The sequence below is a fragment of the Dictyobacter formicarum genome (genome assembly GCF_016587435.1).
Genome location: NZ_BNJJ01000008.1, coordinates 329,393 through 343,750, shown reverse-complemented (window position 1 = coordinate 343,750; position 14,358 = coordinate 329,393). Strand labels below are relative to the sequence as shown.

The following is a 14,358-nucleotide window of genomic DNA, read 5'->3' as shown; positions in this document are numbered from 1 at the left end:
CTATTCCGGAAACGTTTTCGTGCGTTGAGAGATAAATCGGGCGCAAGGCCCGAACCTATACAATTCGTTCGTCGGGCCTGTTATCGTCTGCCTTTCATATGTCAAAGGACACACTCTATTGTTCACTTCCTGCTTATACATCGCATCGCATAGGCTGCCGAAATTGTACGGGTATACCAATCTGTATGCGTTTCTTGAGAGAAGACGATAGGGATATAGAGAAGTGATGTTTGCATCCGGTGACCAAACCCTCTCTGGTTGCGTCTTTTTTTGGGATCAAAGGAGGCTTTGATGGGTCAATCTGTTGAGATTTCGTCCCCCCGTAGCATATTCTGGTCAGGGCTGCTTACGGATAAGACCAGGCGCCTGTTCATCACCGATCCTCGTGCGCGTATTTTCCTGATCTCTTTCGCGATGCTCTTCTTCGAACTGCTCTGCATCCGCTGGATTCCATCTCACATTCGTTACCTCAGCTACTTCAACAACTTCATTCTGTTCGCCTCGTTTCTGGGCATGGGCCTCGGTATCCTGACTGCGCGCCGCGAGCGGTTCTGGTTTCCTCCTTTCCCGCTCCTCCTACTAATCCTGACTCTTATCGTCGCGAAGAATCGCTTCGACTTGCACGTCAATTCAGCTCAGGTGCTCTATTACGGCGCGGGTGAGGCGCAAAGTGTGTCGGCGGAAAATTTCATCGTTCTGCCCATCATTTTTGGGTTAGTTACCATCTGTTTCATCCCACTAGGCCGTATGTTTGGTCAACTTATCAGCCTGGTCAGGCCACTCACCGCATACACCTTTGATATCATTGGCAGTCTGGTTGGTATCGCCCTCTTCTCTGCCATGTCGTACTTTGCCCTGCCACCCATCATCTGGTTCGCCATCTTGATGGTTCCGCTCCTGCTGCTCTGCAGCCGTAAGACAGTGCTTCCAACGGCAGTACTCATGCTGATGAGCCTGGGCGTCGCCTGGCACTTACAGACCGGGGCGTACTGGTCGCCGTACTACAAAATCTTGCTCCATCCTGTTAAACCACGCGGCTACATAGTTGACGTAAACAATGCCCAGGGCCACCAGGAGATGATTCCCTGGCAGCAAAAAGAGCCATTCTACCGACGTGTGTACCAGATCTTCCCAGGGAAATCGTTCCGCCATGCACTGATCCTGGGCGCTGGCAGTGGCTCTGATGTTTCTACCGCCCTGGCTCATGGTGTCCAATCCATTACGGCAGTAGAAATCGATCCGACCATCCTGCAGCTTGGAGTGCGCTTCAACCCTGACCATCCCTACAGCAACCCACGAGTGAAGACAGTCGTGAATGATGGTCGAACCTTCCTGCAAAACACGACCGAGCATTACGACCTGATTATCTTCGCCCTGCCCGATTCACTCACACTTACGTCCAGCAACACAAGCTTACGCCTGGAAAGCTTCCTGTTGACGCAGGACGCAATCGCGGCAGCACGCTCCCGCTTGAGCAGTAATGGCGTGCTGGTGATGTATAACTACTACCGTGACCAGTGGCTGATCCAGAAGCTGGTTGACATGGTAGGACACACATTCAATCAGGAGCCCTTCGTCTCGACCTATGGTGGCTGGGGACGCGCGGCAGTCATCATGGCAGGGCCACGACTGGCAATGCTGCCACCCGAAAAGATCGGTCATTATCACAATCTTTCTCACACGAATAACGCGCAGCTGCGTGTCCTCGGCGAAGGCTACTATCCTCTGTCGATGAGCACACCAGCCACGGATGATTGGCCGTTCCTCTACCTGCAAGGCAGAAGCTTCCCCTGGCTCTATATCGAAGGCCTGGCGATGGTACTCTTCTTTACCCTCGTCGGAACACTAACCCTGGCACCCAGGCATGTGCTGCGCCGCTTCGACTGGCACATGTTCTTCCTGGGCGTTGCCTTCATGCTGCTGGAAGTCAAAAGTTTGACCACCTTCTCGCTGCTCTTCGGCAGCACCTGGCTAGTCAACTCGCTGGTCTTCTTCGCCATTCTCAGCAGCGTGTTGCTGGCCGTGCTGGTCAACCATCGCTTTAAAATCCCGCGTATCCCGGTGTTTTATGTATTGCTCTTCGGTATCCTTGTCCTTAACCTGCTCTTGCCGCCGGAGGCGCTACTGCTCAGCAACCCGCTCTTGCGCTACCTGCTAGCAAGTGTCCTGGCCTTCACGCCCGTCTTCCTGGCAAACATCATCTTCGCCAACTCGTTCCGCGACAGTGAGACCGCCGATATCGCCTTCGCTTCCAATCTGCTGGGCATCATGATCGGCGGTGGCCTGGAATACTTCAGCATGCTGTTCGGCTATCGCATGCTGCTCGTCCCGGTCATCATCTTCTATGCCTGCGCCCTGCTGCTCTGGCAGCGGAGAAAGAGGGAAAACAGTTGTGAAAAGATAGATAGCCAGCTTGCGTGATCTAACGCAACGCAAGCTGGTCAGGGACGTTTTCGTTTGGTGCTGCGCCGCTTTAAAATCAGGCGTCAGTGGGTATGGCAGCCGGGGCAGTAGACGTTTCTTCTGCCCCGGGGGGTTGCAAGGACAGACAGGCGTACATCTATCTCACTCAACCCGCGTAAAAAGAATATCCTGAGCCCCTTCCCATAGTACCAGCCGTCCAAGCTCGCGTAGCTGCTCTGAGCCCTCAGTAATCGTGAGAAAGTGATTGCCCGCCAGTTGTCCCATTTTGCTGGCAAAACAGGTACTGCCATAAGGAAAGAGGATCTCGGTCTCGCTATAGCCACCGGGATAGAGCAGGATCTGGCCCGCCCCGGGATGGCTGGTATGGTTCTCAAAACCTAACCCGATGTCTAGATTCCCTAATGGAATCCAGGCGGACTCGCCACTCCAGCGGGCCTGGATAATCTTGTTCTGGAATGGTAAAAGCTTGTTAAAGGCGGCACAGGTTCTGGGCGCCAATTCATCTTCCATGCGCGCCATAAATTCAAATGGGCCAGCAACAATTCTCAACTTATGCATCTAATGACCACTCCTATTCATATAATATCATAAAGCAAGCTTTTGTGTATATTATTCAGTTACCTGAGCGCTCAAGGCTGTCAGGACACGTTCGGGAGTCATTGGTAATTGATGTAACCAGGCACCAGTCGCTTGATGGATAGCATCAGCTACCGCCGGTGCAAACGGTATTAGAGGCATTTCAGCTACGCCACGAGCCCCATAGGGTCCATGGGGATCAGCCAGTTCTAAGACAATCGGGACAATCTCGGTTGGCATGTCCAGCACGGTTGGCAGCAAGTATGTACTGAAGTAAGGAGTAAGCACATGACCCTGCTGCATCTGGAAGTTCTCAATCAGGGCATAGCCCAGAGCCTGCGCCAGGCAACCCTCAATCTGGCCCGTCACCTGCTGCATATTAATGGCTTTCCCCACATCGTGCACGCTGATAATGCCCAGTACCTGCACCTGTCCGGTAAGGGTGTTAACCTCGACTTTGACAGCCTGGGCTGCATAGCCATAACAGTAGTTAGGCACGCCACTATAGGTCACTGGATCAATGGCCGTTGTGTGGGGAGCTCGATACTGTACGGTAGCCTGGGCCTGATAATCATCGGTATAGCTCCACTTGTTGCGCGCTTCCTGCGCCGCGTCCTTTACCGCACGTCCGCCCATAAAAGTCATGCGGGAGGCCGAGGCACTGCCGGCATTAGGAGACTCACTGCTATCGGTGCAAATCATGTCCACTTTATCGAGGGGTAATTGCAGCGTTTCAGCGGCGATCTGGCGCAATATCAGGTGTGCGCCCTGCCCAACATCGGCAGCACCAACGCGAACCTGCGCACGCTCCAGTTCCGCCTGACCAAATACCTCAACTGTCGCGGTCGCCTGCTCAGGAAAACCAAAGGAATAGCCAACATTCTTGATGCCGCAAGCGATACCAATGCCTTGTTTCAAATGGCCAATGGTGCTGGCCGGTGGCTCTCCATAGCCCCAGCGACTCCGAGCCTCGGCCAGGCACCGCTCCAGCACAGGTAAAGCACTGACGCCAGCTGGCAGTGGCTGCTGTGTAGGTTCAATACTCCCCTCGCGGTAAATATTGCGCAGCCGAACCTCAGCGGGATCTAATTGTAATGCTTCAGCCAGCCACATCAACATCAGCTCGCTGGCGAACTGAGCCTGTGGAGCGCCAAAACCACGGAAGGCGCCGCTGGGAATATTATTGGTATAGACCGCGTAGCCATCCACAGCGATATGCTCGATTTCATAACAGCCACTGACGAACAGCGCAATATCTTTGACTACCTCAATGCTGGTTGAGGAGTAAGCACCTCCATCAGCGATAATAGTGGCCTCGACCGCTGTAATCGTACCATCGCGCTTGCCACCCCAGCGACAGGAGATAGTGACCGGATGACGCTTATGGTGCCCGATCATCGACTCCTCCCGACTCCACACCAGAGCAACTGGCCGTCGTAGTTTCCAGGCAGCCAGCGCTAGCACATGCTGCATAGATAGATCTTCGCGCCCGCCAAAGGCACCGCCAATAGCAGCATAGCGTATCACAACCTGTTCTTCGGGAAGTTGGAGCATCTGCGCGAGCTGGCGCCGATCCTCGTGCATCCATTGACCGGCGGTCTCTAACACCAGGCGCCCCTGTTCATCAATGTAGGCAATGCCAGCCTCGGGCTGCAAGAAAGCATGTTCTTGCCAGGTGGTAGTAAAGGTTTCTTCAACGACAGCATCGGCCTCCACCAGAGCCTGAGCGATATCGCCTTTGCGCAGCGGAAAATGAAAGAGCTGATTGGTGCCGCGCTGCTCATGGACCAGTGGGGCATCGGGAGCCAGAGCCAGTTGAGGATCAGTCACGGCCGGTAGATCCTCATATTTAACAACCACCAGCCGGGCAGCCGCGCTGGCTGCCTGTCTGGTCTCGGCCACCACCAACGCGACTTTATCTCCTTCAAAGCGCACCACGTCTTGACAAAGAACTGGCTGGTCCGCCTCGATCAAGCCAAAGGCATTATAGGGAACATCCTGAGCCGTCAAAACAGCAACAACACCGGGAAACGCCAGGGCCGCCGCGGTCTCAATGGCCAGAATGCGAGCATGGGGTCGATGTGCAAAAACGACCTGGGCATGCAACATATCTGGCCGAACCAGGTCAGCAGGATAGCGGGCGGCTCCAGTCACTTTCCCCAACGCATCGGGGCGCGCTATGGATGCACCAATCAATTCAGTCATGCCTGTATGCCTCCTTGCTGTTCGCCCACGCTCTGTATGGCCTCCCAGATTTTGCGGTAGCCTGTACAACGACAAATATTGCCGCTCAATGCCGTACGTATCTGTTCCATAGACGGCTGCGGATATTCCGCCAGCAACCTGGCGCCAGACATCAACATGCCAGGGATACAATAGCCACATTGGACGGCAGCGTGATCTATAAAGGCCTGTTGCAAAGGGTGTAGCTGTGCACCCTGCGACAGACCTTCAATAGTTGTCACCCTAGCTCCATGGGCCTGGGCTGCCGGCACCAGGCAAGACATGACCGCCTGTCCATTCAGCCAGACGGCACAGGCGCCACACTCGCCCTCAGCACAGCCCTCCTTGGTACCAGTTAAACCAGCATCTTCGCGCAACGCATTCAGCAGAGTCTTTTGATGCGCCCCACGCCACTGATAAGCCTGTCCATTAATAGTTGTCTCTATCAGCTCATCCAATAAAGCCGCACGGCCTTCCTCTGGGCATGGAGTTTCCAACAAGACAGGCTGCTGCATCCAGGTCGCAGATTCCTGTGGAGCAGCCAGACGCTGCAGGCCATCCGCCAGCAGGGTCGACAGGGTCTGCAGACGATAAGCTGCTGATGAGCGCACATCCCCAATCGGACTGACATCGCGGACGGCCAGTTGAGCCGCTTCACGGCATAGCTCTGGTGTCAGCCGCTTGCCAGCCAGAAGTGCTTCGCTGGTCCGAGCATGAATGACAGTGGGAGCCAGGCAACCTAATGTGATTTGAGCCTCACTGACATACTCATCATCCATAGTAATCAGCAATGCCAGGTTAATGACCGAAATAGCCTGAGCCCGGCGCAGACCTAATTTTATAAAGAGGCCGCGTTGTTGACTGGACATGCGAGGGAAGCGAATCTCGCGCAACATTTCGCCGGGTTGGAGAATCGTGCGGCGAACGCCCGTATAGAACTGTTCTAGCGGCACACTGCGTTCACCATGTGGATGGGTTAGTATGAGCCGCGCATTGAGGGCCAGCAGGGGTGCGATAGTATCATTGGCGGGCGAGGCCGTCGCCAGATTACCAGCAATAGTCGCACGAGTACGAATAGGTGGCGCCCCAACCTCCCAACACGCCTGTACCAGAGGAACAGCATAGCGGCGACAGAGCTCAGACATAATTACGTCGTTATGGGTAGCCAGCGCCCCCAGGACGATTTCGTTATTCTCCTCACGCACATATTTGAGCTCACGCAACTTACTAACATCGATCAAAGTTGTGGTTGGTTTCACTCCACGCTGCAACTCAACCAATACATCTGTACCACCAGCGATAATACGAGCCTGCTCCTTATATTCCCATATACGATCTAAAGCTTCTTTTAACCGCGCAGGCTGCAAATAGGTCTGCCACATAGGCATTCAGCTTTCTAATTTGACACATACAATACGCTCTAAATACTTCTATTCCTAAGAACCCACGCCAAACGGAAAAGGTTTCAGTAGATGACCAATGGGAGGACTGACGATCTTGCCATCCAGAAAAACTGTCTGGCCACGCACCAGGGTACGCACGATGCGACCGCGAAAAGCACGTCCAAGGTAAGGACTATACGGATGCTGATAAAAAAGATTATGCGACTCCAGCCTGTATGAATCGGTTAAATCTACCAGCGATAAATCAGCATCAGTGCCAACTTCCAGCTGTCCCTTACAAGCAGGCAGATTGAAGCGGCGCGCAACATATTCTGAAGTAGCAGCCACGATCAGCTCTAATGGCAGATGGCGCTGGTGATACCCTTCTGTTAGTAATAGAGCTAGCAACGACTGGCAACCAGAGATACCACCCCAGGCCTCAAAAAAGTCTGAGCGCTCTTTCATCTCAAAAGGTGCCGGTGAGTGGTCAGAAGCAACCATGGGCAGGGTGCCAGAGAACAAATGCTGCCACAAAGCGGCCTGCTCGGTCAGCGAGCGCAGCGGTGGAGCACACTTGGCCACCACCCCTAACTCTTCCATATCTTCCTCGGTTAAAACCAGGTAATGCGGACAGGTCTCACAACTCACATTCACTCCGCGTGTCCGCGCGCTGGCTACCAGGAGCACGCCACGTCCACTACTGACATGAACAATATGTAAAGCGCAACCTGTTTCTTCAGCGAAAATAATGGCGCGCTCAATAGCTTCCAGCTCAGCCACCACTGGTCGCGAAGCCAGGTAATCCCGTATCCCAACCCGGCCCTGCGTGCGCGCCTGCCGGGCCAGTCCAGCCGTCAGCTGATCATTTTCCGCGTGAACCGCCACCAGCTTTCCAAGCTGAGCCGACCGCTGCATACCCTGGTAAAGCGTCGCATCGTCCACCGACTGAAAATCCTCGATGCCGCTATTGCTCATGAAAGCTTTGAAACCCACCACTCCGCACGCCGCCAGCTCATCCAACTGCTCGATATTACCAGGCACCAGTCCACCCCAGAGTCCAAAATCAACGTAGGAGGAGGCCTGGGCAGCCGCCAGTTTCTCGGCAAAGCTCGCCGCATCCAGCGTAGGAGGGTGAGAATTCAGAGGCATATCAAAAAAAGTCGTAGTCCCGCCTGCCGCTAGAGCTTTGGATCCTGAAGCGAACCCCTCCCATGCGGTCCGGCCCGGCTCATTGAAATGGACATGGGCATCGATAACACCCGGAAAAATATGCAGATTGTGCGCATCAATAACAGCCTGCACGCTACCGCTCAGTTCAGGCGCAATCGCCACGATACGTTCATCAGCAATCGCCACATCAGCGCTGTGTACACCATTGGTTGTCACCAGCGTTCCACCACGAATCACGAGATCGTAAGCTCCCATGGTTTTCAGCCTCCCATGCTACATAAATGATCCAAAAATCGCTCAACAACCCGAATAGAAACGGCCACATCCTCTGTCCTGACAGATTCGTCCGCGTGATGACTGATACCTCCTTTACAACGTACAAACAACATCGCAACATCGGTAAGATCGCTCAGGACCACCGCATCGTGGCCTGCACCGCTAGCCAGAGTATAAACAGGCAAGCCCTCTGCTTCAATGGCGCGAGCCACAAATGATGAGAGGTGGGGAGCACAAAAAATCGTCTTATCTTGCTGAACAAGCTGCCAATCCACAGCGATGCCGCGCTCCAGGCCAACTTTGAGCGCCTGCTCACGGAGATCTGCGCACGCCCTGGCCAGCACCATATCATCCTGATGGCGTACATCGAGGCTGGCCGACACATGGCCCGGAATGACATTGCTGGCGCCGGGTAAAACCTGTAATTTTCCAACCGTAGCTACCAGGCCAGCTGTCTTGCGCGCTAACGATTCCACGCTCAAAATATACTCGGAAGCAGCGCACAAAGCATCGTGACGCATATTCATCGGGACAGTGCCAGCATGGCCCGCCTGCCCCGAGAAATGTAGCATGTAGCGATGCTGGCCAGAAATCGAAGAAACGACACCCACCGGGAGATCTTGCGCCTCCAGAACCGGCCCTTGCTCAATGTGAACTTCGCAATAGCCAAGCAGTCCATCGCGCTGCCAGCGTGCAGTCTGCAACAATACTGGATCAGGTTGTCCACCAAACAGGCGAATAGCTTCAGCCATACTGATGCCATCGTCATCAGTAAACTGCAGAGCGGCAGAATCAAAGGTGCCGGCAACCGCCTGGCTTCCCAGATAGGCGGTGTGATAGCGCACACCTTCTTCGTCAGCAAAGCCAAGGATCTCGATGGCGAAAGGTAGCCGCCGCCCCTGCTCGTGCAGGCGCTCAACGCAGGCCAGAGGAACCAGCACGCCTAAGATGCCATCATACTTACCGGCCGCGCACACCGTATCCAGGTGAGAACCGAAAAGCATCGTTCTGGCATCGGCCTCCTGAGCTTCGTAACGACCAATAATATTGCCGATATGATCCCGGTGGACCGTCATGCCAGCAGCAAGCATCCAGGCAGCCACTACGTCATTGACCTGCCGCATCGGGACAGTAGCGAAACGCCGGGTCAGGCAATCCGTATCCTCGCTATAACGCGCCAGGATATCACAGCGCTCCATCACTGTTCGTGCAACTACATCCGACATCATCATTAGCTCCCTCGATACGTACTATATGCCCAGGGAGAAATAAGCAATGGAACGTGGTAGTGGGCCGTAGGCTGTGCGATACCAAAACGAATGGGTACCTCATCCAGAAATAATGGATCAGCCAGTGAAACGCCCTGGGCGATAAAATAAGTTCCCACAGCAAACACCAGTTCATAGCGGCCCACCACGAACTCATGACCTTGCAGCAAAGGCTCAAACGTACGCCCATCCTGATTCGTACGCACAGCTTTTAAAAGCGTACGCTGAGTACTCTCTCTACCAAGCAGCCATAACTGAATTGGAACATCAGCCGCCGGACAGCCCTGCATGGTATCTAATACATGTGTGGTAAGGCGACCAACCATCAACATCCCCTCCCATCAGACCCGCCGGCTGACTGTAAGCCTGATCACGCCATATGCAGAGAAAGGATCGCTATAGACCTTGACCTTATCATCAGTTTTGGAAGCTACAATCTCATCCCGCGTACGATTTTGGGCTTCGAAAGAGACCTCCGCCAGTTGTGGAAAACGAGCCAGCAGCCGTTGGCCCATTTCGTGGACCAGATGCTGAATCGACTCGCTCACAAACTCATGAAAAACCACCTGCAGCAGGTCGTGCACCTGCTCAGCTGGCACATAGCGGCTATGGTCCGCAGACAGGAATGCCTGCTCATCGATATATTTCCAGTAAACATCGAGATAAACAAACAGTGGACGATCAACACGTTCTTGTAAAGTGGTATACTCATCCCGCACAAAACGCGAAAATGCGCTGCCCGTGACCTTAAAAAGCTCCATATCCACCAGGCCGCAATAGTGATCAACCAGAACGGTCGCCCCATTGTTATCGCGCTCAAATGCCAGGGTCGCTACCGCATAGTCACTATGGGTACGGTTAAACAGCACCTGACTGGCGCCAAATGATCCCCGCTTCCCTCCTGGCACCGTTACCTGTGCAAAAGAGAGCTCGCGACCGCTTAAACGCAAACGTTCCATCTGAGCATACGTCTGCAAAAAACGCCTTCCCAGCAAATCCAAAAACTCTTCAATGGTGGAGCCCGCAAACTCCAGGGCCTGTCGCAAGACAAAATTTTTCATGCTATCCGTCGCCACCACATTTGAATTATCGCCCCTGGTATAGGCGGGCAAAAAATTCTCTCCCAACACATCAACATCGATCTCATAAGCGAATAGAATATTCTCACGACCAGCGAAACGAGACTCAGGAATTGGAGTGATCCCCTCCAAGGGATGTGCATAAACACGATAAACGGGGATGCGTAGCTTACCATAGCTTGTAAAGAAAGAAAGTCCAGCGCTCATGGAGCCCTACCCTTTATCTAGCCAGTGCGGACCATGTGTTGGTGCCCATCACCAGGCATGTGGAAAATTTATGAACGGATCAAATCACGTAGACGCAAAAGACAGATTTTGGCCACTTCGCCCAGAGCAAGCGTAATTTCCTGACTGCGCGAGTTATGGAGTCGTTGCTCAAAGCCCGCCAGAATGTTTTCTTTTTTGTTTTCACGCGCGCAGATTACAAAAGGGAAACCAAAACGCTCACGATAAGCCTGGTTATAGTGGGAAAACGTCTCTATTTCTGCAGCGGTGAGTCGATCCAGGCCAGCGGCAGCTTGCTCATTGGTAGAAGAGGGAGAGAGAGTGCCTGCAAGAGCCGCCCGTCCAACCAAATCGGGATGAGCACGAATAAGGGCAACTTGCTGCTCAATTGGTGCAGCGTACATCACAGCGCACAGGGATGCGTGCAAGTGGTCTAGCGAGAGAAATGGCCGGGAAGACCAGGCCTCAGCTACGATCCATGGAGGTCCTTCAAAGACAGAGCTCAACACCTGCACAAAATCATCATGGCTTAGAGTATTAATCTCTTGCGGCGTAAATTTGGGTCCCGTCGTCATGTATGTCCCTTTTCATAAAAAAAGATATAGGTGCTATCGACGGTAAAAATCCTATAGCTGGAAGGACAGTGGCGTAAACACTTCCAATAAAAGGATTGCTCATTCTTTTAAAACATCTGTTTGAACATATTCAGCCAGGCAAAAAAGTAAGCTGCTTTTGGATAGTCAAACATCATTTACTCATGTGTATAGTATATCCAGCCAACATGGGTGCGTCAAGTGTATAATATACACATATCTATTTTTTGCACCTGGTGTTCGCCTGGCATTTCATGCTAGAATACATGTATATCTTCTAAAGAGTCTTTCTCTCGGATGTTAAAATGTTTTTTAGTACAGCAGGAGTAGAGGATGCTTATTACACATGCCACCATTTTAACCATGAATGCCAGCCGCGAAATTATCACTGATGGTGCGATTGCTATTCAGCAGAACCGCATTATCGCCATCGATAAAACTCCTGTCCTGCAGGCTCGCTATCCAGATGAAGAACAACTGGATGCAGCCAATAAACTGATTATCCCCGGGTTGATTGACACCCATGTACACCTGGCTCAGGCTATGATCCGAGGCTGCGCAGATGACATGGAACTGCTTCAGTGGTTATGCGAGCGGGTCTGGGTGCTGCAAGGCAACTATAGCCAGGAAGATGGCTATGTCAGTGCCCGCCTGTGCATTGCTGAAATGCTAAAATCGGGCACAACCACCTTCCTGGAATCGATGTTAGCCCACCGTTATGGCTTTGATGGCATTGCCCAAGCCGTCCAGGAGAGCGGCATCCGAGCCTGCCTGGCTGGCATCGTCATGGATATAGGAACCTATGCCACACAGGATAACTCGATGCATCCTGGCATGCGTGAAGACCGAGAAACCAGTCTGCTGGGCGTGCTGGATATGCATAGCAAATGGCAAGGTGCCGCCAATGAGCGTATCCATGTCTGGTTTGGTCCACGCACCCCCGGAGGCGTGACCTCGGAGTTGTATCGCGAAATGAGCAAACTGGCTCGACAAAAAAATATGGGGATCACCATGCACCTGGCCGAGGTCGAGGCCGATAAAATCTACCTGCAAGAGAAATTCGGACTCTCTCCAGTGCTCTACGCCGAGAGCGTCGGCCTGTTGGGACCCAGGTCCGTCCTGGTCCATATGGTCTGGCTTAACGATGCGGATATCGCTAAGCTGGCGGAAACCGGTACTCACGTCTCCCATAACCCCTCCTCTAATAGCAAACTGGCTTCAGGCGTTTGCAAAGTACCCCAACTCTTAGCGCAAGGCGTCAACGTCGCCCTGGGCTGCGATGGTGGCCCGAGCAATAATGACTATGATATGATCCGCGAAATGAAGCTCGCGGCAATTATTCATAAAGCGGTCAGCGTTAATCCTCTCACGATACCGGCCGAAAGTGTATTAGAGATGGCCACCATCAATGGTGCCAAAGCACTTGGCCTGGAGCACGAAATAGGCTCGCTAGAAATAGGAAAAAAAGCGGACCTGGTAATACTGGACCTGCACCGCCTGCACACCACTCCATCCCCCAATCCGGTTTCTACCCTGGTTTATGCCGCTACTGGAGGAGAGGTTGACACCGTACTGGTAGACGGCAAAATTGTTGTCCAGGGAGGGCAACTCATCACGATGAACGAAGATGAAGTCATTGCCCAGGCCAACAAGCATGCGTCTCAGGTTTATCAGCGTGCAGGCATTGACATCAAACCCAGATGGCCGATACGCTAGCGCGCGGTTTGAATATCCTGCATAGAGCGAACACAGGAACAGGAGGTTCCCATAGTGGAAGATGCGCACCCGCTACAAAAACCCAGTGGTTGCGCATCCTCCATGATCACCCAGAAACCACTTTTCTTGCGCCGCCAGGCTGTTTCATTGCGCGCATCCACTTTGATAAACTTATCGCGAAAAATGCCACCGGCCTCGACGGTCCAGAAGGTCTGTTCCGCATTTCTGGCCACATCAAAATGATGTGCATGTGCAGCGATACAATGCTTTTGCTCACGTTGAGCAAGCTCACGAGGAGTCTGGAAAGGGGTAGGCACATAATGCAAAGGGTGGGTAAAGACCCAGGTCATCTCGCCCCGCACATTAGGAATGCCCTCAAGCGTCGCAGAGTCCGAAATGCTAATCCGCCCTTGCTGCATCAAGGTCGCTATAGCTGGATCCAGATTGCGAATCAGGCTGCGCATATCTTCAGTCCCCGGGTGACGATTCAGCCATAAATTATCGTGGTAGCCACGGCTAACCATCTGGTAGCCGCCCGCCTTCTCAAGATCTTCATTGATCAGCATGAGCAAATCAACGATCACCTGTTTCTCTTGCTTCCATATAAGGCGCTGATCAGCAAGCACTAGATGATTATACTTATGGCAATCGAATAGATCACCAAGCCATAATACGCACTGAATACCACACTCATGAATCGTCGAGCGCATCATTGATAGTAAAGAAGGATCAAAATAAGGCAGATGCGCATCGCTGGCCACCAGGACGCGCGTCTCGTATATTTTGCGGCGCAGCCCTTGACCGGCCGACACGCCTAATTCATGCATAGGGAAAACCATTTGTGATGCCGAAGACGTTCTCGCTTGCTTATTGACTCGCATTTACCCCACCCTTCACTTGACAAAATATACTTAACGCGATTGTACGTTTTATGTTAGCTATGCAGATCACGTTAGAAATACCATTTAGTTGCGTATGGAATCACCCTTCCAACCACCCTATTTCTTCACCTTCAAAAATCAGCTCTGCATGACAATGGCAACAATCATCTGATCTTATGGCGAGAACATCTTATCCTTTAGAATTCATCAACAAGGTTGTAAGATGCATAAACACCCTCTATTCTTACATTGAAAACTGCTTCTTTGGGGAGGAGACTTTGTATGTTAATTATAGCGTGCAAATATAGAAATTCGCAATAAAACAGGGTTATAATTCCGCAACCTGATAGTTGAGATTTCGTTACTCCCTGACTGCATTGTCCCACCATTGAGAGTAGTATTCGCTCTCAGATAAGCACTGCGATCTATATCACCGTTTCCCACAGGCATAGACCAGCCAAATTGAACACCAGCCATAACACTCTCCTTTTGTCTCCTTATACCCATCAATACGATAGACAGCGCAATACCGTATACAATGCAGC

Annotated in this window: 11 protein-coding genes; 2 read left to right on the top strand and 9 right to left on the bottom strand. The window is 52.5% G+C overall.

The window, feature by feature from the left end; translation table 11 throughout:
* The first annotated feature begins 291 nt into the window (after positions 1-291).
* The gene (locus JMI88_RS16315) at positions 292-2,421 is read left to right on the top strand and encodes a spermidine synthase (protein WP_201362991.1); all 2,130 of its coding nucleotides are present in this window, start codon (positions 292-294) and stop codon (positions 2,419-2,421) included.
* Positions 2,422-2,565: 144 nt separating this feature from the next.
* On the opposite strand, the gene JMI88_RS16310 is transcribed toward JMI88_RS16315, so the two are convergent.
* The 8 genes from JMI88_RS16310 to uraD all read right to left on the bottom strand — a co-directional run bounded on the left by JMI88_RS16310 (position 2,566) and on the right by uraD (position 11,198).
* Positions 2,566-2,982, bottom strand: a complete 417-nt coding sequence (locus tag JMI88_RS16310) for a DUF3830 family protein (RefSeq protein WP_201362990.1) — start codon at positions 2,980-2,982, stop codon at positions 2,566-2,568.
* Between the two features lie 51 nt (positions 2,983-3,033).
* Positions 3,034-5,205, bottom strand: a complete 2,172-nt coding sequence (locus JMI88_RS16305) for a xanthine dehydrogenase family protein molybdopterin-binding subunit (RefSeq protein WP_201362989.1) — start codon at positions 5,203-5,205, stop codon at positions 3,034-3,036.
* Positions 5,202-6,605, bottom strand: coding sequence for an FAD binding domain-containing protein (locus tag JMI88_RS16300; protein WP_201362988.1), 1,404 nt, complete (start codon positions 6,603-6,605; stop codon positions 5,202-5,204). The genes JMI88_RS16305 and JMI88_RS16300 overlap by 4 nt, the downstream gene beginning before the upstream one ends.
* A gap of 54 nt (positions 6,606-6,659) precedes the next feature.
* A complete protein-coding gene (locus tag JMI88_RS16295; protein ID WP_201362987.1) occupies positions 6,660-8,030 on the bottom strand; it encodes an allantoinase in 1,371 nt (456 codons plus the stop codon).
* Between the two features lie 5 nt (positions 8,031-8,035).
* Entirely contained in the window at positions 8,036-9,283 is a 1,248-nt protein-coding gene (locus JMI88_RS16290) for an allantoate amidohydrolase (protein WP_201362986.1), read from the bottom strand.
* Complete coding sequence (gene uraH, locus JMI88_RS16285; protein WP_201362985.1) at positions 9,283-9,645, bottom strand: hydroxyisourate hydrolase; 363 nt, start codon at positions 9,643-9,645, stop codon at positions 9,283-9,285. Before uraH ends, JMI88_RS16290 begins: the two co-directional genes overlap by 1 nt.
* Positions 9,646-9,660: 15 nt before the next feature.
* On the bottom strand, positions 9,661-10,605 hold the full coding sequence (gene pucL / locus JMI88_RS16280) for a factor-independent urate hydroxylase (protein WP_201362984.1): 945 nt from the start codon (positions 10,603-10,605) through the stop codon (positions 9,661-9,663).
* 68 nt (positions 10,606-10,673) lie between these two features.
* Positions 10,674-11,198: a 2-oxo-4-hydroxy-4-carboxy-5-ureidoimidazoline decarboxylase gene (uraD, locus tag JMI88_RS16275; RefSeq protein WP_201362983.1), complete on the bottom strand. Its 525-nt coding sequence runs from the start codon at positions 11,196-11,198 to the stop codon at positions 10,674-10,676.
* Between the two features lie 351 nt (positions 11,199-11,549).
* Between uraD and JMI88_RS16270 the strand changes: the two genes are divergently transcribed.
* Positions 11,550-12,932, top strand: coding sequence for an amidohydrolase family protein (locus JMI88_RS16270; protein ID WP_201362982.1), 1,383 nt, complete (start codon positions 11,550-11,552; stop codon positions 12,930-12,932).
* Here the strand turns inward: JMI88_RS16270 and JMI88_RS16265 are convergent.
* Entirely contained in the window at positions 12,929-13,759 is an 831-nt protein-coding gene (locus tag JMI88_RS16265) for a hypothetical protein (protein ID WP_201362981.1), read from the bottom strand. The two genes, JMI88_RS16270 and JMI88_RS16265, sit on opposite strands and share 4 nt — an antisense overlap.
* Positions 13,760-14,358 lie beyond the last annotated feature (599 nt).

Excerpts from the sequence above, each read along its gene's own strand:
- JMI88_RS16315 (WP_201362991.1), top strand. The coding sequence starts at position 292 with ATGGGTCAATCTGTTGAGATTTCGTCCCCCCGTAGCATATTCTGGTCA.
- JMI88_RS16310 (WP_201362990.1), bottom strand. The coding sequence starts at position 2,982 with ATGCATAAGTTGAGAATTGTTGCTGGCCCATTTGAATTTATGGCGCGC.
- JMI88_RS16305 (WP_201362989.1), bottom strand. The coding sequence starts at position 5,205 with ATGACTGAATTGATTGGTGCATCCATAGCGCGCCCCGATGCGTTGGGG.
- JMI88_RS16300 (WP_201362988.1), bottom strand. The coding sequence starts at position 6,605 with ATGTGGCAGACCTATTTGCAGCCTGCGCGGTTAAAAGAAGCTTTAGAT.
- JMI88_RS16295 (WP_201362987.1), bottom strand. The coding sequence starts at position 8,030 with ATGGGAGCTTACGATCTCGTGATTCGTGGTGGAACGCTGGTGACAACC.
- JMI88_RS16290 (WP_201362986.1), bottom strand. The coding sequence starts at position 9,283 with ATGATGATGTCGGATGTAGTTGCACGAACAGTGATGGAGCGCTGTGAT.
- uraH (WP_201362985.1), bottom strand. The coding sequence starts at position 9,645 with ATGGTTGGTCGCCTTACCACACATGTATTAGATACCATGCAGGGCTGT.
- pucL (WP_201362984.1), bottom strand. The coding sequence starts at position 10,605 with ATGAGCGCTGGACTTTCTTTCTTTACAAGCTATGGTAAGCTACGCATC.
- uraD (WP_201362983.1), bottom strand. The coding sequence starts at position 11,198 with ATGACGACGGGACCCAAATTTACGCCGCAAGAGATTAATACTCTAAGC.
- JMI88_RS16270 (WP_201362982.1), top strand. The coding sequence starts at position 11,550 with ATGCTTATTACACATGCCACCATTTTAACCATGAATGCCAGCCGCGAA.
- JMI88_RS16265 (WP_201362981.1), bottom strand. The coding sequence starts at position 13,759 with ATGCATGAATTAGGCGTGTCGGCCGGTCAAGGGCTGCGCCGCAAAATA.